This is a genomic window from Streptomyces sp. WMMB 322 (assembly GCF_900090145.1).
Taxonomy (GTDB): domain Bacteria; phylum Actinomycetota; class Actinomycetes; order Streptomycetales; family Streptomycetaceae; genus Streptomyces.
On record NZ_FMHI01000023.1, the window covers coordinates 121,468 to 140,593 of the forward strand.

Here is a 19,126-nt window from a genome sequence, read left to right on the forward strand (position 1 = left end):
TCGGGCTGCGGCCTGCTGGAACTCACCGCCGGTCGCCGTCCACGCTCCCGCCTGTCCGCGTGCGCGGTTCCCGGCCCCGGCCGTCGCTGTGCGCCCCCTGCCTCGTCCGCTCTCTGGCCTTCTCCACCGCCCGCCGGCGGGCCACACTGCTGGGTTCGGAGAACACGCCGTGACGCTGCCGCCACACCTGGCGGGTCACCCACACATCCAGGACCGCCCACGTCGCCACGACGGTGCTCACCACGGTGGAGATCACCATGGGGAAGGCCAGCCACACCTGCGCGAGCGAGCACAGCACCGCCACCATCAACTGGACAAGCGTCACCGCTACGATCACGAGCGCCCGCACTGCCGCAGAACGTACGGAATCCGGCAGTCTGGGCTTCGCGTACATGAGCCTTTCACTCCCCCCTCAATATCCCCCACACGTCACACGTTTCCACGTCAGTGGCTTGCGCCACAATCCAAGGACACGTGTAGGGCATCACCGGACATCTCAGGATGAGGCAGCCTGGACGGCTGGTTTTCCCGCTCGGACACACCTACGACTCGGTCCTGCGTCAGTAGTAGGCTCAACGCCGTTTGCTGTCGGAACTCGCCCCCGTGCGACGGGGGTTGACTAGGGGAGGCCATGCGCTTGCGCGGGAGGTCTATCCGCCGGAAGATCGTGGTGCTGCTGCTGGTGCCGCTGCTGTCTCTGGTGTCCATATGGGCCTTCGCCACGTACGTCACCGGCCGGCAGGCGCAGCAGCTGCTCAACGTGGTCAACACCGTGGACAAGGTGGGCGATCCGGCGCAGGACGCGGCGCAGGCGCTCCAGCGCGAGCGTCGGCAGGTCATGGTCTACCTCGCCGACCCGCGCGGCTCCGAGGCGCTCACCCAGCTGAAGCAGCAGCAGAAGGACACGGACGTCCAGATCGAGAAGCTGCGCGACAACGCCCGTTCCCCCGGGATGCGTTCGAACCTCACGGGCGACGCGCACCAGCGCCTCGACGCGATGCTGGACAAGCTCGACAGCCTCGAGAAGGTCCGCAAGGCCGGGGAGAACACGCTCACACGCGGCGGCGCCTTCCAGGCGTACAACGAACTCATCGACCCCTGCTACAACTTCCTCAGCGCACTCGGCGGCCTCGACGACGTGGACCTCGACAAGCAGGGACGCGCCCTCGTCGGTCTGGAGCGGGCCCGTGAGTACCTTGCGCGTGAGGACGCGCTGATGGCCTCGGCGATCGCCTCCGGGACGATGACCAAGGGAGACCGGCGCGCCTTCTCCGACCGGATCGCCGAGCGGGGCCTGACGTACCAGACGACGCTGTCCGAACTGCCCGCCGAGGAACGCCAGAACTTCGAGACCTACTGGAACGGCACCGACGGCCGCACACTGCGCAGCTACGAGGACGCCGTCATCGCGGCAGGAAGCCGGGCCACCGACGGAGTCGTCAACGCGGAGCGCTGGCAGGCGGCGACCTCCACCGTTCTCACCGACCTCGAGCGCATGAACTTCGAGGCCCGCGACCGCTACGAGCGGCGCGTGCAGCCCGACGCGACGAAGGTGCTCATCCAGGCCGGCGCGGCCGGTCTCCTCGGTGCCGCGGCCGTCGTCGCCTCGGTCATCATCTCCTTCCGGGTCGGCCGTGGCCTCGTACGGGATCTGCGCACCCTGCGCAGGGAGGCCCAGGAGGCCGCGGGGGTGCGGTTGCCGAGCGTCATGCGCCGTCTCGCCGCGGGGGAGACCATCGACATCGAGACGGAGGCGCCGAGGCTGGAGTACTCGCAGGACGAGTCCGGTCAGGTCGGCCAGGCGGTGAACACCCTGCAGCGTGCGGCCGTCGAAGCTGCCGTCAAGCAGGCCGACATGCGCCGCGGCGTCTCCGAGGTGTTCGTGAACCTCGCCCGCCGCAACCAGGTGCTGCTGCACCGTCAGCTGAGCCTGCTGGACCACATGGAGCGGCGCACCGAGGACTCCGACGAACTCGCCGACCTCTTCCGCCTCGACCACCTCACCACCCGCATGCGCCGTCACGCGGAGGGTCTGGTCATCCTCTCCGGTGCCGCACCGTCCCGTCAGTGGCGCAAGCCGGTGCAGCTGATGGACGTCGTGCGGGCCGCCGTCGCCGAGGTCGAGGACTACGAACGGATCGAGGTGCGGCGTCTGCCGCGGCTCGCCGTGGACGGCGGCTCCGTCGCCGACCTCACGCACCTCATCGCCGAACTCCTGGAGAACGCCACCGTCTTCTCACCGCCCCACACGGCGGTGCAGGTCCTCGGCGAACGGGTGGCGAACGGCTACACCCTGGAGATCCACGACCGTGGCCTGGGCATGGCCCCCGACGCGCTCCTCGAGGCGAACCTGCGTCTCGCGGAGACACCGGAGTTCGAACTCTCCGACACCGACCGCCTCGGTCTGTTCGTGGTCTCCCGGCTCGCACAGCGCCAGGGCGTACGCGTCTCGCTCCAGCCCTCGCCGTACGGCGGCACCACCGCCGTCGTCCTCGTCCCCGGGCGGATCCTCACCGAGACCACCGGCCAGGACGAGGACCGCCTCGAGCGGGCACCGGCCGGCAACGGTGTCTCCGGCACCCGGCTCGACGCCCTCACCCGCGGCCCCTCGGGCGCCGGCTCCTCGCCGACGCCGCGACAGCGTGCGGCCCTGGACGGAGCAGTCGAACTGGAGGCTCCGCTCAGCCAGTTGGAGGAGAAGCCGGGACGCGGCAAACGCAAGGAGGACGCGGACACAGCCGCCACCGCCTTGCACAGCGCCGGCCCGCCCGACCGGGGCGGGCCGAAGCCGGGCCTCGAGCAGCACCAGCAGGCCAAGGACGAGGCCGACGGTCCTTCGAGGCCCAAGTCCCCCCAGGGTGACGGCAAGGGAGGGCTCGCACCACTGCCCCGGCGCCGCCCCCGTACCCCCGTGCTGGTCGCGGACCACGGGCGTACCGTCGGCAGCCAGGACCCGGAGGACGGGCAGGGCACGGACGAGACCGGGCAGCACACGGAGGGACGCGCGCACCGCGACCGTGCGGAGCGCCCCACGGAAGTGGGAGCCGGTACGGAGCAGTCCGGCGCGTCCGCACCGTCGGCCACGGGCGCCGGCCTGCCCCGCAGGGTCCGGCAGGCGAACCTTGCGCCGCAGCTCAAGCAGGATTCGGCCGAAAACACGACGGGGCGCGGCGAGAGCCGCCGCTCCGAGGATCTGGCGGACCGCGACGCGGACGAGGTACGCAGCAGAATGGCCTCGCTCCAGCGCGGCTGGCAGCGCGGCCGCCTTCAGAACGCCGGCGCATCGGGGGACGAGGCGGCGGAGTCAGCACAGGGAACGACACCGGAGGGGGACGGTCGATGACCGCACCGAAAGGCACGGAGAACACCGCTTCTGGGAGCGGTGAACTCAACTGGCTCCTCGATGAGTTGGTCCAGCGTGTCGGCAGCATCAGCAAGGCTCTCGTACTCTCCGGCGACGGGCTGCCCCGCGGAGCGTCCCAGGACCTGACGCGGGAGGACGGCGAGCACCTGGCCGCCGTCGCCTCGGGCTTCCACAGCCTCGCCAAGGGCGTCGGCCGCCACTTCGACGTGGGTGGTGTGCGGCAGACGGTCGTCGAACTGGAGGAGGCGTTCCTCTTCGTCACCGCAGCAGGCGACGGCAGTTGTCTCGCCGTGGTCGCCGACGCCGACGCCGACGTCGGACTGATCGCCTACGAGATGACTCTCCTGGTCAAGCGGGTCGGCGTGCACCTGGGCACCGCACCCCGGTCGAGCCCGCCCAGCCACGCCGGTGGCAACTGACGGGATCTGAACGGAACACAGTGATGACGGACCGGTGGTTCGACGACGCCGCAGGGCCTGTGGTGCGGCCGTACGCCATGACGCGCGGCCGCACCCGCAGCAGCTCCGAGGAGGCACGACTCGACCTCATCGCACTCGTGATCGCCCAGAGCCGGGACGGTGAAGGGGACGCGAAGCCCCCGGAGAACGGCGGCGAGGACGACGAGAATCACGAGGGCGCGGCCGGCGAGGAGACCGGCGGCAGCACCCACGACAACGCAGACGTGTACGCGGACAACTCACTTGCCCCGGAACACGTCGACATCGTCGTCCAGTGCCGCCGGGCTCCGCAGTCCGTCGCCGAACTCGCCGCCGAACTCGACCTTCCCGTCGGCGTCGTACGCGTTCTCATCGGGGACCTCATCGACGCGGACTGGGTCCGCGTCAGCCGGCCCGTCCCTCCGGCGGAACTGCCGGACGAAAGCATTCTCAGAGAGGTAATCGATGGCCTTCGGGCGCTCTAAGCGAGGCGCCGCCGCGGCGTCGCCGGCCGAACCCGTGACACTGAAGCTGCTCGTCGCCGGCGGCTTCGGCGTCGGCAAGACGACCCTCGTCGGCTCCGTCAGCGAGATCAAGCCGCTGCGAACGGAGGAGACACTCACCGAGGCGGGACGCCCGGTGGACGACACGGCCGGGGTGGAGGCGAAGACCACCACCACCGTCGCGATGGACTTCGGCCGCATCACCATCAACGAGGCCCTGGTGCTCTACCTGTTCGGCACGCCCGGCCAGGACCGGTTCTGGTTCCTGTGGGACGAGCTGGCGCAGGGCGCGCTGGGGGCCGTCGTCCTCGTCGACACCCGGCGGCTGGAGGACAGTTTCGCCGGCATCGACTACTTCGAGCGGCGCAGAATCCCCTTCACCGTCGCCGTCAACCACTTCGACGGGGCGGAGATCTACCCTCCCGAGGCCATCCGCGAGGCGCTCGACCTCGACGCGGAGGTGCCGGTGCTGGTGTGCGACGCCCGGCGCCGCGAGTCCGTCCGTGACGTTCTCGTCTCGGTCGTCGAGCACGCCAGGCGCCGTGCCATCGCCGCACAGCAGGCGGCGCCCCGCCCCGCCCCGGTGCGCTGAACCCACCGGAACGGGAACGGGGCGCCTGCGCGCCGCGGCGCTCCCGGCCGCGTGCTGCGGGCTGCCGTGAGCCGCGCTCAGCCGGTCACTCGCCGTCCTCCACCCAGCCGAAGCTGCGCTGCACCGCCTTGCGCCAGTTGTGGTACTCGCGCTCCCGCGTCTCCTCGTCCATCTGCGGGGTCCACTCGGCGTCGCGCTTCCAGTGGCTGCTCAGCTCGTCGAGGTCCGACCAGACTCCCGTCGCCAGTCCCGCGGCGTAGGCCGCGCCGAGGCAGGTCGTCTCCGCGACCACCGGCCGGATCACCGGCACCCCGAGCACGTCCGCCTGATGCCGCATCAGCAGATTGTTCGCCGTCATACCGCCGTCGACCTTCAGACTCGTGATGTGGACGCCGGAGTCCTGGTACATCGCGTCCACGACCTCACGCGTCTGCCAGCTGGTCGCCTCCAGCACCGCCCGCGCCAGGTGCGCCTTGGTGACGTACCGGGTCAGCCCCGCCACGACTCCGCGTGCGTCCGAACGCCAGTACGGAGCGAAGAGTCCCGAGAAGGCCGGGACGATGTACGCGCCGCCGTTGTCCTCGACGCTCGCGGCGAGCGTCTCGATCTCCGCCGCCTCCTTGATGATGCCGAGCTGGTCGCGGAACCACTGGACGAGGGCACCGGTGATCGCGATGGACCCCTCGAGGCAGTACGTGGGGGCGTCGCCGCCGAGCTGGTAGGCCATCGTCGTCAGCAGGCCGTTCTTGCTGGGCACCGGCCGGTGCCCGGTGTTCAGGAGCAGGAAGGACCCGGTTCCGTAGGTGTTCTTGGCCTCGCCGACGTCGTAGCACGTCTGCCCGAACAGCGCCGCGTGCTGGTCACCCAGCGCCGAGGCCACCGGCACGCCCGCGATCTGGCCGTGTGCGGTGCCGTACACCTCGGCCGAGGACTTGATCTCCGGCAGCACGGCCGCGGGCACGTTCATGGCGTCGAGGATGGACTGGTCCCACTGAAGCGTCTCCAGGTTCATCAGCATCGTGCGCCCGGCGTTGGTGACGTCGGTGACGTGCACACCGCCGTCCTTGCCGCCCGTGAGGTTCCAGATCAGCCAGGAGTCGATGGTGCCGAACGCGATCTCCCCGGCCTCGGCCCGCTGCCGCAGTCCCGGCACGTTGTCGAGCAGCCAGGCCACCTTGGGGCCGGCGAAGTAGCTGGCCAGGGGCAGGCCCGTACGGTCGCGGAAACGGTCCTGCCCATCGGCGCCACCCAGCTCGGTGCACAGCGTGGCGGTGCGGGTGTCCTGCCAGACGACGGCGTTGTGCACCGGCTTCCCGGTCTTCCGCTCCCACAGGACGGTGGTCTCGCGCTGGTTGGTGATGCCCAGCGCGCTCAGCTGGTCCGCACGCAGACCGGCCTTGGCGACGGCCCCGGCCACCACGGCCTGCACCTTGGACCAGATCTCGGTGGCGTCGTGCTCCACCCAGCCTGGCTTGGGGAAGATCTGGCGGTGCTCGCGCTGGTCGACGGCTACGGGGGCGCCGTCCTGGTTGAAGATGATGCAGCGGCTTGACGTGGTGCCTTGGTCGATCGCTGCGACGAACTTGTCCGACATGATCGCGTCCCTTGTCCGAACCGGAGTGCTGGCGAGTCTCCCGGGGTCTTGGGCCCGGGGTCAGAAGGCGAGTTTGAAGATGCCCGCGGCTATGACGGCCCCGACGAGCGGTCCCGCGACCGGAACCCAGGAGTAACCCCAGTCCGACCCGCCCTTGTTGGGGATCGGCAGCAGCGCGTGGGCTATGCGTGGCCCCAGGTCACGGGCGGGGTTGATGGCGTACCCCGTCGGGCCGCCGAGTGACAGCCCGATGCCGACGACGAGCAGCGAGACGATGAGGACCTGCGAGCCCGTCCTGGCGAGTGCCGTGGTCGCACCGAAGGCGAGGATCGGCAGAACCAGCGCGATGGTGGCGACTATCTCGGTGGCGAGATTGGCGGCCGGGTTGCGGACCTCGGGGATGGTCGAGAAGTTGCCCAGCGTTCCCTGGGCGAACTCGGGATCGGCGTTGGCGGCGAACTGTGCGTAGTAGGCCACCCACACCAGGACGGCGCCGATCATGGCCCCGAGCATCTGCGAGCCTATGTAGAGCGGCACCTTGCTCCACTCGCCGGACTCGACGGCGAGCCCCACGGTCACCGCGGGGTTGATGTGCCCGCCGGAGAGCGGCAGCGCCGTGTAGGCGCCGGCGAGCACGCCGAAGCCCCAGCCGAAAGCGATGACGACCCAGCCGGAAGCGGCAGCTTTGGAGAAGCGGAGATTGACGGCGGCACAGACACCGGCTCCGAACAGGATGAGAATCGCGGTTCCGATGACCTCGCCCGCGAAGATGTCCGTGTTGGAGAACTGGCTCATGACGGCTCCCTTGTCCCTTGGCGGGGCGGACGCCCCGGACGATCCTTCGGGATGGTGCTGATCGGGCACGGAGCCGGCGCCAGGGCAGAGGGCCGCTGATCACGGTCCGGCGCGCCACCCCGCCCGGTCTCCGTGACGAGCGTGTCGGCAGTGTTCATCGCAGCTGAGGGACCGTCAAGGGCACTGACATCATGGACGTGCGGGGGCGTGGAGGTCATCGACATCGCCGTCGTGTCGGAGTGATCAGCTCCGTATTTCCCCCGGATTCCGGGCCGCTCACGGGACGCTGTGCGGCTGTTCCGCCGGGCGCTTCCGCCCTGCCGCGACGAGGCGCGAGCCAGGGGCCGAGGGCGGCAGGGACGCCCGCCCGGTGCCGGACGCGGCAGGCCCGGGGGACGCAGGAGCGAGCCGGCCCGGCTGTCGCGGAGGGGCCCGTGAGGCCCCGAGCGGTCCGGCGCTGTCGTCCCAGCGCCCTCGCAGCACGCGGGAGAGACGCCCTCGAAGGACCCGGGAGACGTCCCCGAGGGCCCGGACGGTGCGGGACGGAGGGGGCACCACCGTTGACACCGGTGCAGGTCAGCCGGAGACTCCCGCCAGCGACCATGAACGGAAGTTCGTCTGGCGAACATGGTCTTGTCCGCGGTGCCCGGCGGCCCCGTTGCCCGTGCCCTGGCGGTGAGACCTCGCACCCGGACTGCACTCACCTCGGGAGGACCCGCCATGACCATCCACCGTGACCTGCTCATCGGCGGTCAGGAGACTCCCGCCGTCTCCGGACGCACGGCACAGGACCACAACCCGTACACCGGCGAGGTGTACGCCACGGTCGCCGCGGGCGGTCCGGAGGACGTGCGCAGGGCGGTCGCAGCCGCCGACGCCGCGTTCCCCGCCTGGTCGGCCACGGGGCCCTCCGAGCGCCGGGCCGTTCTCCTCAGGGCCGCGGACATCCTGGACTCCCGGGCCGAGGACGCCGCGACGTACATGGCGCAGGAAGCCGGAGGGAGCCGGCCCTGGGCCCTGTTCAACGTGCAGCTGGCCTCCGGCATGCTCCGCGAGGCGGCCGCCGCGGTCAGCGCACCCCGGGGCGAGGTTCTCACGGCGCAGGACGGCGAGACGCTGAGCCTCGCGGTGCGCGAACCCGTGGGCGTGGTAGCCGCGTTCGCGCCGTGGAACGCCCCGGTGATCCTCGGCACCCGCGCCGTGGCCGCGCCGCTGGCCGCGGGGAACACCGTCGTCGTCAAGCCCAGCGAGGACGCTCCGCTGTCCTGCGGCTACTTCGTGGCGGACGTCCTGCGGGAGGCCGGCCTGCCGGACGGTGTGCTCAACGTCGTCAGCAACGCACCCGAGGACGCCGCCGAGGTGGCCGAGGCGCTGATCGCCGAACCCGCGGTCCGCGCCGTCAACTTCACCGGTTCGACCGGGGTCGGACGTCTCATCGGCAATCTCGCTGCGCAGCATCTCAAGCCCGCCGTACTGGAGTTGGGCGGCAAGAACTCCGTCATCGTCCTCGACGACGCGGACGTGGACTACGCGGTCGACGCCGCGACGTTCGCGGTGTTCATGAACGCCGGCCAGATCTGCATGTCGGGTGACCGGATCCTCGTGCACGACTCGCTGGCAGAGGAGTTCACCCGGAAGTTCACGGCGAAGGTCGCAGCCCTGCCGCACGGCGGTCCGGAGGAACCCACCACCGTCATAGGCCCGATGGTCAGCGCTGCCTCGGCGGACCGCGTGGCGGCACTCGTCCGGGACGCCGTCGGCAAGGGTGCCGAAGTGCTCACCGGGGGAGGGGCGCCGGAGAACGCCGTGCACCCGGCCACCGTGCTCACCGGTGTCACGCCGGGCATGGATCTGTACCACGGCGAAGCGTTCGGACCGCTCTGCGCGCTCGCCACCTTCACCGACGACGACGAGGCCGTCGCCCTGGCCAACGACACGGAACACGGCCTGACGTGCGGCATCATCACGGAGAACGGCACGCACGGCCTGTCCGTCGCGCGCCGCATACGCACCGGCATCGTGCACGTGGGCGACCAGTCCGTGGCGGACGAACCGCAGGTGCCGTTCGGCGGCTTCAAGGCCTCGGGATACGGGCGGTTCGGCGGCCGCTGGGGCATCGAGGCGTTCAGCAACACCCGTTGGGTAACCGTGGCCGCCGGGCACGCTCACTACCCGTTCTGAGCACCGAGGATTCCACCGCCGTCCCGCATGTCACGGACCGGTGACCGGACGATCACAGGCGCGCACGCCCTGCACCGGGCAGAACCGCCGCAGGGCCGGTGCCGTCCTCGACGGCAGGACGGCGGCAGGGGATCCACGTGGGTGGTGCCGTGCCGCCGTCCGCCGCGTCGGTGCAGCGCAACCGGGGCAGCCGGACCTTGGGCTGCCCGACTGACGTGCCCTCAGTGAGGGTTGAGCGCCCGGCGCCAGACAGGGAAGTCGAAGAAGGTGTCGGGGAAGGTCTCCTCGGTGAGCGTGTAGTGCCACCACTCCTCGGGGAGATTCGTGAACCCGGCCCTCGCCATGGTGTCCTTCAGCAGCATCCGGTTGGCACGCTGCCGGCCCTTGATGCGGGGGTCGGCGGTGTGCGAGAGAGTGTCGAAGCAGTCGTAACCGGTGCCCATGTCGACGGAGTTGTCCGGAAAACGCACGTCCTGGGGCGCGAAGCAGGGCACCAGCGGTTCGCCCGGCCGGTAGGGACGCGTCGGCTGCGCAGGCAGCCGCACGAGGGTGAGATCGACCGTACTGCCCCTGCTGTGGCCCGACTTCTCCGCAATGTACCCGTCCTCGAAGAGGCGGTCCTTCTCCACGCGCGGATAGAACTCGTCCTTCATCCGCTCGTCGTCCAGGTCCTTGGCCCATTCCACGAAGTGGTCGACCGCCCGCTGCGGGCGGTAACAGTCGTACACCTTCAGGGAATAGCCCTTTTTGAGGACGGAGCGCTGCGCCGCCTTCAGCGCCTCCGCCGTGTCGCGGGTGACGATGCACATGCCCTGCCGGTAGCCGTGCACCCGGTCGCCGACGAAGTTGTGCCGTGTCCGGTAGCGCATCTCCTGCATGACGGAGGGAGCCACGTCGCGCAGCGCGACGAACTCCTCGGGAGCGGACGGGTCTTGGTGCCTCCCGGAACCTGCAGCACCGGCAGGGCCGCCGGTCGCTGCGGTGGCCGAGGGCGCCGCGGTCACGAGAGTCGCCAGGGAGAGCAGCGCGGCAGTGAGAGCCGTGCGGCTGAATGATCCTCTGAATGCTGCCATGGCCAATCGTCTATCAGCCGCGCACCCGTACCGGGTAGCCCGCAGGAGCCCCGTCTTCCCGGGTCACCACCGTGGTGTCCTCGCGCCGCACGACGGTGAACCGCTCGGCGGGCACCGGGCGGTCCGCGCCGCCTGCGCCCGAGTCGCGGATGACAAGTCCCTTGCCGCGGCGTCCCGGTGCGGGTGTCCATACCTCGAGTTCCAGGCTCCCGTCCGCTCCGGTCACCGGAACCGCCGCGCCGGCCCGCGCGAGCACGGGGATGCGCGAGAGCGGTGCGTCGAGCAGAACCTCGCCCGGCCCTTCGTGCACCTCGCCCGTGGCCGTCTCGAACCACCGTCCGTACGGCAGCCGCACCGCACGTCGTCGCGTGCCCTCCTCCAAGACGGGCGCCACCAGCAGCGCGTCACCCAGCAGGAAGGCGTCACCGCACTCCCGCAGCGGACGCTCCCGAGGGTGCTGCCACCACAGGGGGCGCACATACGGTGCTCCCGTGCGGTGGGCGACATGCGCCAGCGTGGTGAAGTAGGGACGCAGCCGTTCCCGTTCGGCCATCGCCGCCGCACAGCCCTCCAGTACCTCGCTGCCGAACGCCCAAGGCTGCCGCGGACCGCTGCCCTTGACGCCGTACGCGTGGAAGTGCGGGTACCAGGCGGCCAGTTGGAACCACCGCAGATACAGCTCAGCGGACGGGGTGCCGGTCGATCCGCCGATCCCCGGGCCCGAATACGGCACACCGCACAGCCCCAGCCCTATGACCAGGGACAGCGACGCGCGCAGCCCTTCCCACCCGGTGGGGACCTCGCCGCCCCGGGTGCCGCCGCCGCGCTGCATGCCCGCCCAGCCCGAGGACGCGAGGGTGAACTCGCCGCCGGCGCGGGCGCCGCCTCGGACGCCTGCGCCGGTGCCGGCGCTGTTCCCCGGCGCCTCGCCCGCGTCGGGGGGTTCACTCACCGCCGGTGCGTCCGGTGAGTCCGGTTCGGCGGGTGCCTCCGGTGCGGCCGTCACCGCCGAACCGGCCGCACCCGGAGCCACCAGTTCCACCCCGTCGGTCCTCAACTCGGCTGCCAGGCACGCCAGATCGGCCGGGCTCCCGCTCTCCCCCGAAAGGAGCCGGCGCCCGGGAGGGCTGCTGTCCTCCTCCAAGCGCAAGGCACGCAAAGGCAGTTCACGTTCCCGGTAGCCCGCGACCGCATCCCGTGCCCGTCGGCCCGACCCCCCATGGGCTCCCGCGTACTGATGGCCGAGCGCCCAGCCGGGCGGCAGCGCCGGAGCCCCCGTCAGCCGGGCCCAGCTGTGCAGCACGCGAGCCGGCGGCCCCGCGATCACCCAGTAACGCAAGGGCCCGCCGGCCATGCGGATCTCGCTGCGCCCGGGCCGGTCGTGACCCGACCCCCTGCCTTCCACGCCTTCCCGGACCGTCACCCGGCCCTCTCCCGGGTTGTCGTGGAAGACCAGGTGTGTCCCGGCGTCTGCCACGACCAGCTGCACCGGCATGGTGATGCGGGGCATGCCGCTCTCCCGGTCCGCGTCCGGTCGGGCACCGTCCCATGCCCGAAGGCGATAGGAGCCGTTCGGCAGCGGCGGCCCGCACGCGTGCCCGCCGAGCCCGAAGAAGCGGGCGTCGGCGGCCACTTGGGAGCGCTGCATCCAGCGGCCGTCCGACGGGGACGGTGTCGGCCCCTGCCCCGGCGGTGCCCCGGGCCCGTCGTCCTCGGCCGCTTCCTCGCCGGCCACCGGACCCGCAGCCGCTCCGCCCCCGTTCCCGCTGGTTTCGCCGCTCTTTCCGTTGCCACCGGCGACTCGCTGCCGCGCACCGGACGCCGGCTCCGCGGCCGCCTCCCACCAGCGCGGCGGCAGATCCCTGCGGAGCAGTTCACCGCCGGGAGTACGCACCTCCACGGTGCCGTGCCGGGAGACGGTCACAAGGAGCCGTTCGGAGACCACCCGCCACCCGCCGTCCTTGTCGGGCTCCAGCACCGCCCGTGTGTCAGGCCCCGGAGCCGGCCCGGCCAGCGCCGAGGACGGACCCGGCTGCGCACCGTCCCAGCCGAGGAAGACGGCTCCGCCCACCGCCACCTGTACCGAGAGTGACGAGCGCCCGAACCGGATCACCCCGCCCCCCGGCCGTGCCAGCGCCCCGGTCGCCGGACCCGGTACACGCGCCCGCTCGGCGCTGTGCGACTGGCCCCGGCCGGCCGCCGCACGCCGGCGCCCCCATGAGGAGAGCCCCGGCCGCGCCCGCCACGCCGCGCCCGCCGCCCTCAACGTCCCCACCAGGCCACGCCCATCCATGCTGTTCAGGGTGCCAGCGGGGTGAGGCGGCAGTCAGCGGCGTTCAACTGGAGTTCACCCAGGGACCATCCGCTCGTGCCGTGCGCCCCTGCGCCTTCACGTACACCCCGTCGACGTGTGGTGCGTGCGCCCGTGCCTCTCACCGTCGAAGCATGGTCCCGCCACATTCGCAGCGAGAACGGCATGTGGTGTGCGCCCTGGCGTGAGCGATGACCGCATGGCATCGTCCTGACCAGCCACACGTACGCCCGCCAGGCGTGCCGCCAGCCCAAACGGACCGGGAGCCGCCATGACCACAGCGCACAGCACACCGCAGCCGCAGCCCGTCGCGCCGGAACCCCTCTGGCAGCCGGACGCGGAGCGAGTGGCTGGCGCCAGGATCACGCGCTTCCAGGCCTGGGCCGCCGAGCACCACGGTGCGCCGCCCGCCGTCCCCGGCGACCCGGAGGCGAGCTACGCCGCTCTGCACCGCTGGTCCGTGGAGGAGCTGACGGCTTTCTGGAAGGCGGTCACCGAGTGGTTCGACGTCCGCTTCTCCGCCCCGTACGACACGGTTCTCGCCGACTCCTCGATGCCCGGAGCCGAATGGTTCCCCGGAGCGAAGCTCAACTATGCGGAGCACGCGCTGCGTACGGCGCAGGACCCGGCACGCGTGGACGAGCCGGCGCTGCTGCACGTCGACGAGGAGCACGACCCCCGCCCCGTCACCTGGCGCGAACTGCGGCGCCAGGTGGGCTCCCTCTCCGCCGAGCTGCGCCGTATGGGAGTGGGCCCCGGCGACCGCGTCAGCGGTTACCTGCCCAACATCCCCGAGGCGGTGGTGGCCCTGCTCGCGACCGCCGCCGTCGGCGCGGTGTGGACCTCGTGCGCGCCCGACTTCGGAGCCCGCAGCGTGCTGGACCGCTTCCAGCAGGTCGAGCCGGCCGTGCTGTTCACGGTGGACGGGTACCGCTACGGCGGCAAGGAACACGACCGCCGGGGGACCGTGGCCGAGCTGCGCGGCGAACTGCCCAGTCTGCGCGCAGTCGTTCACATCCCCCTGCTGGGCACTCCCGCGCCCGAGGGGGCGCTCGAATGGTCCGCGCTCACCGGCTCGGCGGACATCGAGCCCGTCTTCGAGCAGGTGCCCTTCGCGCATCCGCTGTGGGTCCTGTACTCCTCCGGAACGACCGGGCTGCCCAAGGCCATCGTGCAGTCCCAGGGCGGCATTCTCCTGGAACACCTCAAGCAGCTCGGACTGCACTGCGACACAGGTCCCGGTGACCGCTTCTTCTGGTACACCTCCACGGGCTGGATGATGTGGAACTTCCTCATCTCCGGGCTGCTGACCGGCTCCACCGTCGTCACGTACGACGGCAGCCCCGGACACCCGGACATGAACGCCCAGTGGAACGTGGCCGCCCGCACGGGCACGACCTTCTTCGGCACGTCGGCGGCGTACATCATGGGATGCCGCAAGGCCGGCATCCATCCGGGCCGCGATCTGGATCTCTCCCGCGTCAAGTGCGTCGCCACCACCGGCTCGCCCCTGCCGCCCGACGGCTTCCGCTGGATCCACGACGAGGTCTCCGACGACATGTGGATCGCCTCGGTCAGCGGCGGCACCGACGTGTGCAGCTGCTTCGCCGGCGCCGTCCCCACACTCCCCGTGCACACGGGTGAGCTGCAGGCCCCCTCCCTCGCAACCGACCTGCAGTCGTGGGACCCGCAGGGCAAGCCGCTGACCGACGAGGTCGGCGAGCTCGTCGTCACACGTCCCATGCCTTCCATGCCCATCCGCTTCTGGAACGACCCCGACGGGACGCGCTACCGGGAGAGCTACTTCGAGATGTTCCCCGGCGTCTGGCGGCACGGCGACTGGATCACGCTCACCGGACGCAACACCGTCGTCATCCACGGCCGTTCGGACTCCACGCTCAACCGGCAAGGTGTCCGCATGGGATCGGCCGACATCTACGAGGCCGTCGAGCGCCTGCCGGAGATCCGTGAGTCCCTCGTGATCGGAGTCGAAAAGCCCGACGGCGGTTACTGGATGCCGCTCTTCGTCCATCTCAGCGAGGGAGCCGCGCTCGACGATGCGCTGCGTGACCGCATCAAGCGCACCATCCGCGAAGGGCTCTCGCCGCGCCACGTGCCCGACGAGATCATTCAGATCGACGGCGTACCGCACACCCTGACCGGAAAGCGTCTCGAAGTCCCCGTCAAGCGACTCCTTCAGGGCGCCCGCCTCGACAAGGCCGTCAACCCCGGCTCCGTCGACGACGTCGAACTGCTCCGCTTCTACGAACGGCTGGCCCGGGAGCGCGAGAGCTGACCGGCCCGACCCGGGCGGGCGGCGCCGGCGCGCCACTGTCAGACCCCCTGATTACGCTGAGTGACCAAGTGATCCGTATGGTCCGAGGGGGAGTCCATGGCACACACAAGAAGCAACAAGCGCGGCCGGCGCCGCATCCTGCGCCGCGAAGCACCGCACATCGTCCCGGTAGTGGCCGACGAGGCGCACTTCGCCCGCATGCGCAGCTACCGGACCTTCGCCTTCGACGACCACCGGAACTATCTTCACCAACTGGAAGGGCTGCTTCGCTCGCTGACGGCGGACCAAGTGCACGCCCGTCTCGCACTGTTCGACGCGGTCGACTACGAGTTGTTCTGCCAGGAGCAGCGGCTCGACGCGGACAGCGCGGCGAGCCGCAGCCGCTACGTCGCCGAAGTCGCCACGACCGGCACCACTGTCCCGTACGCAGGGCAGGCTCTGGGCCGCCTGCTGTCCGAGCTCCGTGACGCACACGCCTGTCGTCTCACCTGGCAGGCCGGGGTGGAGATCCTGGCGCGGGCGGGATCGTGCGGCCGGTGCGGGAGCGACATCGGAAGGGCGGCATTCGACCGGGCCGCGCGGGCGGTGGGCGCGGTGCTCGAAGCCGCGGGCTGCGGGGTTCACCACCTGGTGGCCAGCGTCGCGGTCCCGGGCTCGCCCCTCGTCACCGCACTGGATGTGCGGCGCGACGCCGAAGGCGCCCTCGACGCCCACGAGTCCGCGGTGCTCGCACTGACCACCGCCCTCGCCGCAGGCATCGCCACCGGCAGCGACGGAGGCCTCGTGCTGCGTACGGAAACGGGCGGCTCGCGCGCGGCAGCCGGCCGCGCGCCAACCGCCGTCTCCCGCACCGGCGGTGACGAGCAGACACCGCGAGACGTGGTGCGCGGCTGGCGGCTCGAGGCCTCCGTCTGCTGGCTCCGGCCGCTGAGCGCCGCCGAGGTCTTCGCCGCGTACTGCACGGACCCGGCCACCCGGGAACCCGTTGCCCCCGAGCCCGGCGTCGAGTACGCCCCTGGTCATGCCCTTCCGCACCCGGGAGGTGAACTGCACTGCTGACCGGACCTGTTGACGGAACCAGGAATGTGCGGTCCCGCCCGGCGGCGCATGCACCGCGGCAGGTGTTCGCCGGTGCTCTCCCGGAGGTGACGGCGCCGGGCCGCAGGCCACGCCAGTCGTCCGGCTCACTCGCCGGAGAGCACCGCCTGGGCCGCGATGCGCGAATCGTGTGCGCTGTCGGCGGCCCGCGCGGCGGCGCCCGCGCGTTCGCACTGCGCCAGCGTGTGCTTCGCGAGGGTGGCCCGCACATACGGAATGGAGGCGGCACCCATCGACAGGCTGGTCACGCCCAGGCCCGTCAGCACACAGGCCAGCAGCGGATCCGCAGCCGCCTCGCCGCACACGCCGCAGCTCTTCCCCTCCGCGGCCGCGGCCTCGGTGGCGAGCGCGACCAGGTCCAGCAGCGCCGGCTGCCAAGGGTCCTGCAACCGGGAGACCGCGCCCACCTGACGGTCCGCCGCGAAGGTGTACTGCGCGAGATCGTTCGTACCCAGCGAGAGGAACTCGACCTCCTTCAGCACCGACCGGGCACGCAGCGCCGCCGAGGGCACCTCCACCATCACCCCGCACTTGGCCGCGAGGCCCGCCTCCCGGCAGGCCGAGGCGAAGGCCCTGGCGTCGGCGCGGTCGGCCACCATGGGAGCCATCACCTCGAGAGAGAGGGGCAATCCCTCCGCCGCCTTGGCAAGCGCCGCGAGCTGCCCCTGGAGCACCTCGGGGTGGTCGAGCAGCGTACGCAGACCACGGACACCGAGCGCCGGGTTGGGTTCCTCGCCGGGAGTGAGGAAGTCCAGCGGCTTGTCGGCCCCGGCATCCAGAACACGTACGACGACGCGCCCCTCGGGGAATGCCTCGAACACCTGCCTGTATACCGTGGCCTGCTTCTCCTCGGAGGGCGCCCTCGTACTGTCGTCGAGGAAGAGGAACTCGGTACGGAACAGCCCGACTCCCTCCGCCCCGGCCTCGACCGCCGCGCTCACGTCGGCGGGTCCGCCGATGTTCGCCAGCAGCGGCACCTTGTGCCCGTCGGACGTCGCACCGGGGCCCTTCGCCGCGTCCAGCGCAGCCTTCCGCTCCTCGGCTTCCCGGGCCAGCCGGGCCTGTTCGGCCTCACTGGGGGAGACGCGCACGGTCCCGGAGCTGCCGTCGACCGCGATCACAGTCCCCTCAGCCACCTCGCACGCACCCCCCAGCGCCACGACGGCCGGTACTCCCAGAGCCCGGGCGAGAATGGCACTGTGGCTGGTCGGCCCGCCCTCCTCCGTGACGAAGCCGAGTACGAGTGCCGGATCCAGCAGCGCGGTGTCTGCGGGAGCGAGGTCACGGGCGACGAGAACGAACGGCCTGTCGCTGTCGGGCACACCGGGCATCGGTACACCCATCAGGCGCGCGACGATGCGGTTCCGCACGTCGTCCAGATCCGCCACGCGCCCGGCGAGGTACTCGCCGGCGCCGGCCAGAAGTGCCCGGTAGGAGGCGAAGGCGTCGTAGACGGCACGTTCCGCCGTGCTCCCCACGGCGACGCGGCGTTCCACGTCGGCCAGCAGTTCGGGGTCCTGGGCCATCATGGCCTGCGCCTCCAGCACCGCCTGTGCCTCGCCGCCCGCCAGATTCCCGCGGGCGATGAGGTCATTGGCCACAGCCTCTACGGAACGCCGTGCCCGCTGTTGTTCCCGCGGTGCCTCGGATTCGGAGATCTGGCGGGCGGGCGGCTCCATGACGGCCGTGCCCATGTGCCGTACTTCGCCGATCGCCACTCCGTGGCTCACGCCGACGCCTCGCAGGGTTGTGTCCATCTCACTCATCTCCGGTTGCTGCGGTGGCCCGGCGCCGCCCTACGTCGTGGGCACCAGATGCTCTGCGCGGGAACTCGTGCGGCGTCACTTCCACTTGAAGAGCGTGGTGCCGGTGTCGACCACACCCTCTTCGAGGACGGCCGCGAGTGAGTCCGAAGCGGCCTCGAGAGCGATCACCGGGGAGATGGGCGACTTCCCCGCCTGCTCGATGGCGGACGGATCCCATCGCACGAGCGGCTGACCGCGCTCCACTGTGTCGCCCTTGGCTGCCAGGAGTTCGAAGCCCTCTCCGTTCAGCTGAACGGTGTCGATCCCGAGATGAGTCAGCAGACCGTGACCGTCCGCGTCGACGACGACGAACGCGTGAGGGTGGAGCGAGACGATGATCCCCTCGACGGGGGAGACGGCCTCGATGCGCTGTCGCACCGGGTCCACCGCGGTACCAGGACCGACCATCGCCGCGGAGAAAACAGGGTCGGGCACCGCCGAGAGTCCGACGGCGACTCCGGTCAGCGGGGACGTGACGGTGGTCATGGTGCCTCCCGATGAGGGAACGGAACGTCCGCCGTCCCCGAGCTGACCTGGACGGCGCCTCGTTGAGCAGCGTAAGTCATCGAAACCGCCGCCTCAGCGCGAGCGGGAGGGCGTGGCGTGTGCCTTCCCTCCCGCAGTCTGGCTCCTGCCGCGAAAGCGGTTTGCCTCCACCTCTACTGCCCGGTACTGTTCGGGGGCGGCCGAGAGCCCGACTGCTCGGCGGACAGCCCCAATTCGATTGCAGGGCAAGGACTTTGATAGTGTCGGGTTTACCGAGAGGGAAGCGCCCGGAGCGGCCTGTGAGGGTTGTGATGGAAGCGTCCGTTCTTTGAGAACTCAACAGCGTGCCAAAAGTCAACGCCAGATATGTTGATACCCTCGTTTCTCCACGGGTTTGTTTGTGGAGGCGTGGGATTTCTTTGATTGACAGCGAGGATGCTGTGCACGCCGGGATTATTCCTCCTGGTTGTGCCGCTCTTTCGTGGTGTTTTTGATGCATTCACGGAGAGTTTGATCCTGGCTCAGGACGAACGCTGGCGGCGTGCTTAACACATGCAAGTCGAACGATGAAGCCCTTTCGGGGGTGGATTA

Annotated in this window: 14 protein-coding genes and 1 rRNA gene; 8 read left to right on the top strand and 7 right to left on the bottom strand. The window is 70.9% G+C overall.

From position 1 onward, the window contains the following. Nucleotides 1-22 precede the first annotated feature (22 nt). Entirely contained in the window at nucleotides 23-394 is a 372-nt protein-coding gene (locus H180DRAFT_RS27175; protein ID WP_055488793.1) for a hypothetical protein, read from the bottom strand. A 237-nt stretch (nucleotides 395-631) separates the two neighbouring features. Here H180DRAFT_RS27175 and H180DRAFT_RS27180 point away from each other — a divergent pair, with 237 nt between their 5' ends. Genes H180DRAFT_RS27180 through H180DRAFT_RS27195 form a run of 4 tightly spaced genes read left to right on the top strand, consistent with a single transcriptional unit; the run spans nucleotide 632 to nucleotide 4,896 of the window. Continuing rightward, nucleotides 632-3,343 carry a sensor histidine kinase gene (locus tag H180DRAFT_RS27180; protein ID WP_055488794.1) on the top strand — a complete coding sequence of 904 codons (2,712 nt, stop codon included), beginning with the start codon at nucleotides 632-634 and terminating at the stop codon, nucleotides 3,341-3,343. Then, entirely contained in the window at nucleotides 3,340-3,783 is a 444-nt protein-coding gene (locus tag H180DRAFT_RS27185; RefSeq protein ID WP_055488795.1) for a roadblock/LC7 domain-containing protein, read from the top strand. The genes H180DRAFT_RS27180 and H180DRAFT_RS27185 overlap by 4 nt, the downstream gene beginning before the upstream one ends. A gap of 23 nt (nucleotides 3,784-3,806) precedes the next feature. Next, nucleotides 3,807-4,286: a DUF742 domain-containing protein gene (locus H180DRAFT_RS27190; RefSeq protein ID WP_055488796.1), complete on the top strand. Its 480-nt coding sequence runs from the start codon at nucleotides 3,807-3,809 to the stop codon at nucleotides 4,284-4,286. Beyond that, entirely contained in the window at nucleotides 4,267-4,896 is a 630-nt protein-coding gene (locus H180DRAFT_RS27195; RefSeq protein WP_055488797.1) for a GTP-binding protein, read from the top strand. Before H180DRAFT_RS27190 ends, H180DRAFT_RS27195 begins: the two co-directional genes overlap by 20 nt. An 85-nt stretch (nucleotides 4,897-4,981) precedes the next feature. Here H180DRAFT_RS27195 and glpK read toward each other — a convergent pair whose 3' ends face one another. Continuing rightward, nucleotides 4,982-6,490 carry a glycerol kinase GlpK gene (gene glpK, locus H180DRAFT_RS27200; protein ID WP_055488798.1) on the bottom strand — a complete coding sequence of 503 codons (1,509 nt, stop codon included), beginning with the start codon at nucleotides 6,488-6,490 and terminating at the stop codon, nucleotides 4,982-4,984. 60 nt (nucleotides 6,491-6,550) lie between these two features. Next, nucleotides 6,551-7,285 carry an MIP/aquaporin family protein gene (locus tag H180DRAFT_RS27205; RefSeq protein WP_055488799.1) on the bottom strand — a complete coding sequence of 245 codons (735 nt, stop codon included), beginning with the start codon at nucleotides 7,283-7,285 and terminating at the stop codon, nucleotides 6,551-6,553. 720 nt (nucleotides 7,286-8,005) lie between these two features. On the opposite strand from H180DRAFT_RS27205, the gene H180DRAFT_RS27210 reads away from it, so the two are divergent. Next, nucleotides 8,006-9,466: an aldehyde dehydrogenase family protein gene (locus H180DRAFT_RS27210; RefSeq protein ID WP_055488800.1), complete on the top strand. Its 1,461-nt coding sequence runs from the start codon at nucleotides 8,006-8,008 to the stop codon at nucleotides 9,464-9,466. A 221-nt stretch (nucleotides 9,467-9,687) separates the two neighbouring features. Here H180DRAFT_RS27210 and H180DRAFT_RS27215 read toward each other — a convergent pair whose 3' ends face one another. Together H180DRAFT_RS27215 and H180DRAFT_RS27220 are read right to left on the bottom strand one after the other, a co-directional pair. Continuing rightward, the gene (locus H180DRAFT_RS27215; RefSeq protein ID WP_055488801.1) at nucleotides 9,688-10,539 is read right to left on the bottom strand and encodes a M15 family metallopeptidase; all 852 of its coding nucleotides are present in this window, start codon (nucleotides 10,537-10,539) and stop codon (nucleotides 9,688-9,690) included. A 13-nt stretch (nucleotides 10,540-10,552) separates the two neighbouring features. Next, nucleotides 10,553-12,832, bottom strand: a complete 2,280-nt coding sequence (locus H180DRAFT_RS27220) for a TIM-barrel domain-containing protein (protein WP_055488802.1) — start codon at nucleotides 12,830-12,832, stop codon at nucleotides 10,553-10,555. Nucleotides 12,833-13,121: 289 nt separating this feature from the next. Between H180DRAFT_RS27220 and H180DRAFT_RS27225 the strand changes: the two genes are divergently transcribed. After that, nucleotides 13,122-15,146 (top strand): acetoacetate--CoA ligase, encoded by a 2,025-nt coding sequence (locus H180DRAFT_RS27225; RefSeq protein WP_055488803.1) that lies wholly within the window; start codon nucleotides 13,122-13,124, stop codon nucleotides 15,144-15,146. A 96-nt stretch (nucleotides 15,147-15,242) separates the two neighbouring features. Beyond that, nucleotides 15,243-16,205, top strand: a complete 963-nt coding sequence (locus H180DRAFT_RS27230; protein ID WP_055488804.1) for a hypothetical protein — start codon at nucleotides 15,243-15,245, stop codon at nucleotides 16,203-16,205. Between the two features lie 125 nt (nucleotides 16,206-16,330). On the opposite strand, the gene ptsP is transcribed toward H180DRAFT_RS27230, so the two are convergent. Further along, nucleotides 16,331-18,001, bottom strand: coding sequence for a phosphoenolpyruvate--protein phosphotransferase (ptsP, locus tag H180DRAFT_RS27235; protein ID WP_055488805.1), 1,671 nt, complete (start codon nucleotides 17,999-18,001; stop codon nucleotides 16,331-16,333). An 84-nt stretch (nucleotides 18,002-18,085) separates the two neighbouring features. After that, complete coding sequence (locus tag H180DRAFT_RS27240; protein ID WP_055488806.1) at nucleotides 18,086-18,535, bottom strand: PTS sugar transporter subunit IIA; 450 nt, start codon at nucleotides 18,533-18,535, stop codon at nucleotides 18,086-18,088. 498 nt (nucleotides 18,536-19,033) lie between these two features. Between H180DRAFT_RS27240 and H180DRAFT_RS27245 the strand changes: the two genes are divergently transcribed. Further along, nucleotides 19,034-19,126: ribosomal RNA gene (locus H180DRAFT_RS27245) — 16S ribosomal RNA — on the top strand; the annotation flags it as partial.

Bases quoted from the DNA above. Each gene is read 5' to 3' on its own strand.
- H180DRAFT_RS27210 (WP_055488800.1), top strand. From the start codon at position 8,006: ATGACCATCCACCGTGACCTGCTCATCGGCGGTCAGGAGACTCCCGCC.
- H180DRAFT_RS27205 (WP_055488799.1), bottom strand. From the start codon at position 7,285: ATGAGCCAGTTCTCCAACACGGACATCTTCGCGGGCGAGGTCATCGGA.
- H180DRAFT_RS27225 (WP_055488803.1), top strand. From the start codon at position 13,122: ATGACCACAGCGCACAGCACACCGCAGCCGCAGCCCGTCGCGCCGGAA.
- H180DRAFT_RS27175 (WP_055488793.1), bottom strand. From the start codon at position 394: ATGTACGCGAAGCCCAGACTGCCGGATTCCGTACGTTCTGCGGCAGTG.
- H180DRAFT_RS27185 (WP_055488795.1), top strand. From the start codon at position 3,340: ATGACCGCACCGAAAGGCACGGAGAACACCGCTTCTGGGAGCGGTGAA.
- H180DRAFT_RS27180 (WP_055488794.1), top strand. From the start codon at position 632: ATGCGCTTGCGCGGGAGGTCTATCCGCCGGAAGATCGTGGTGCTGCTG.
- H180DRAFT_RS27230 (WP_055488804.1), top strand. From the start codon at position 15,243: ATGGCACACACAAGAAGCAACAAGCGCGGCCGGCGCCGCATCCTGCGC.
- glpK (WP_055488798.1), bottom strand. From the start codon at position 6,490: ATGTCGGACAAGTTCGTCGCAGCGATCGACCAAGGCACCACGTCAAGC.
- ptsP (WP_055488805.1), bottom strand. From the start codon at position 18,001: ATGGACACAACCCTGCGAGGCGTCGGCGTGAGCCACGGAGTGGCGATC.
- H180DRAFT_RS27195 (WP_055488797.1), top strand. From the start codon at position 4,267: ATGGCCTTCGGGCGCTCTAAGCGAGGCGCCGCCGCGGCGTCGCCGGCC.
- H180DRAFT_RS27190 (WP_055488796.1), top strand. From the start codon at position 3,807: ATGACGGACCGGTGGTTCGACGACGCCGCAGGGCCTGTGGTGCGGCCG.
- H180DRAFT_RS27240 (WP_055488806.1), bottom strand. From the start codon at position 18,535: ATGACCACCGTCACGTCCCCGCTGACCGGAGTCGCCGTCGGACTCTCG.
- H180DRAFT_RS27220 (WP_055488802.1), bottom strand. From the start codon at position 12,832: ATGGATGGGCGTGGCCTGGTGGGGACGTTGAGGGCGGCGGGCGCGGCG.
- H180DRAFT_RS27215 (WP_055488801.1), bottom strand. From the start codon at position 10,539: ATGGCAGCATTCAGAGGATCATTCAGCCGCACGGCTCTCACTGCCGCG.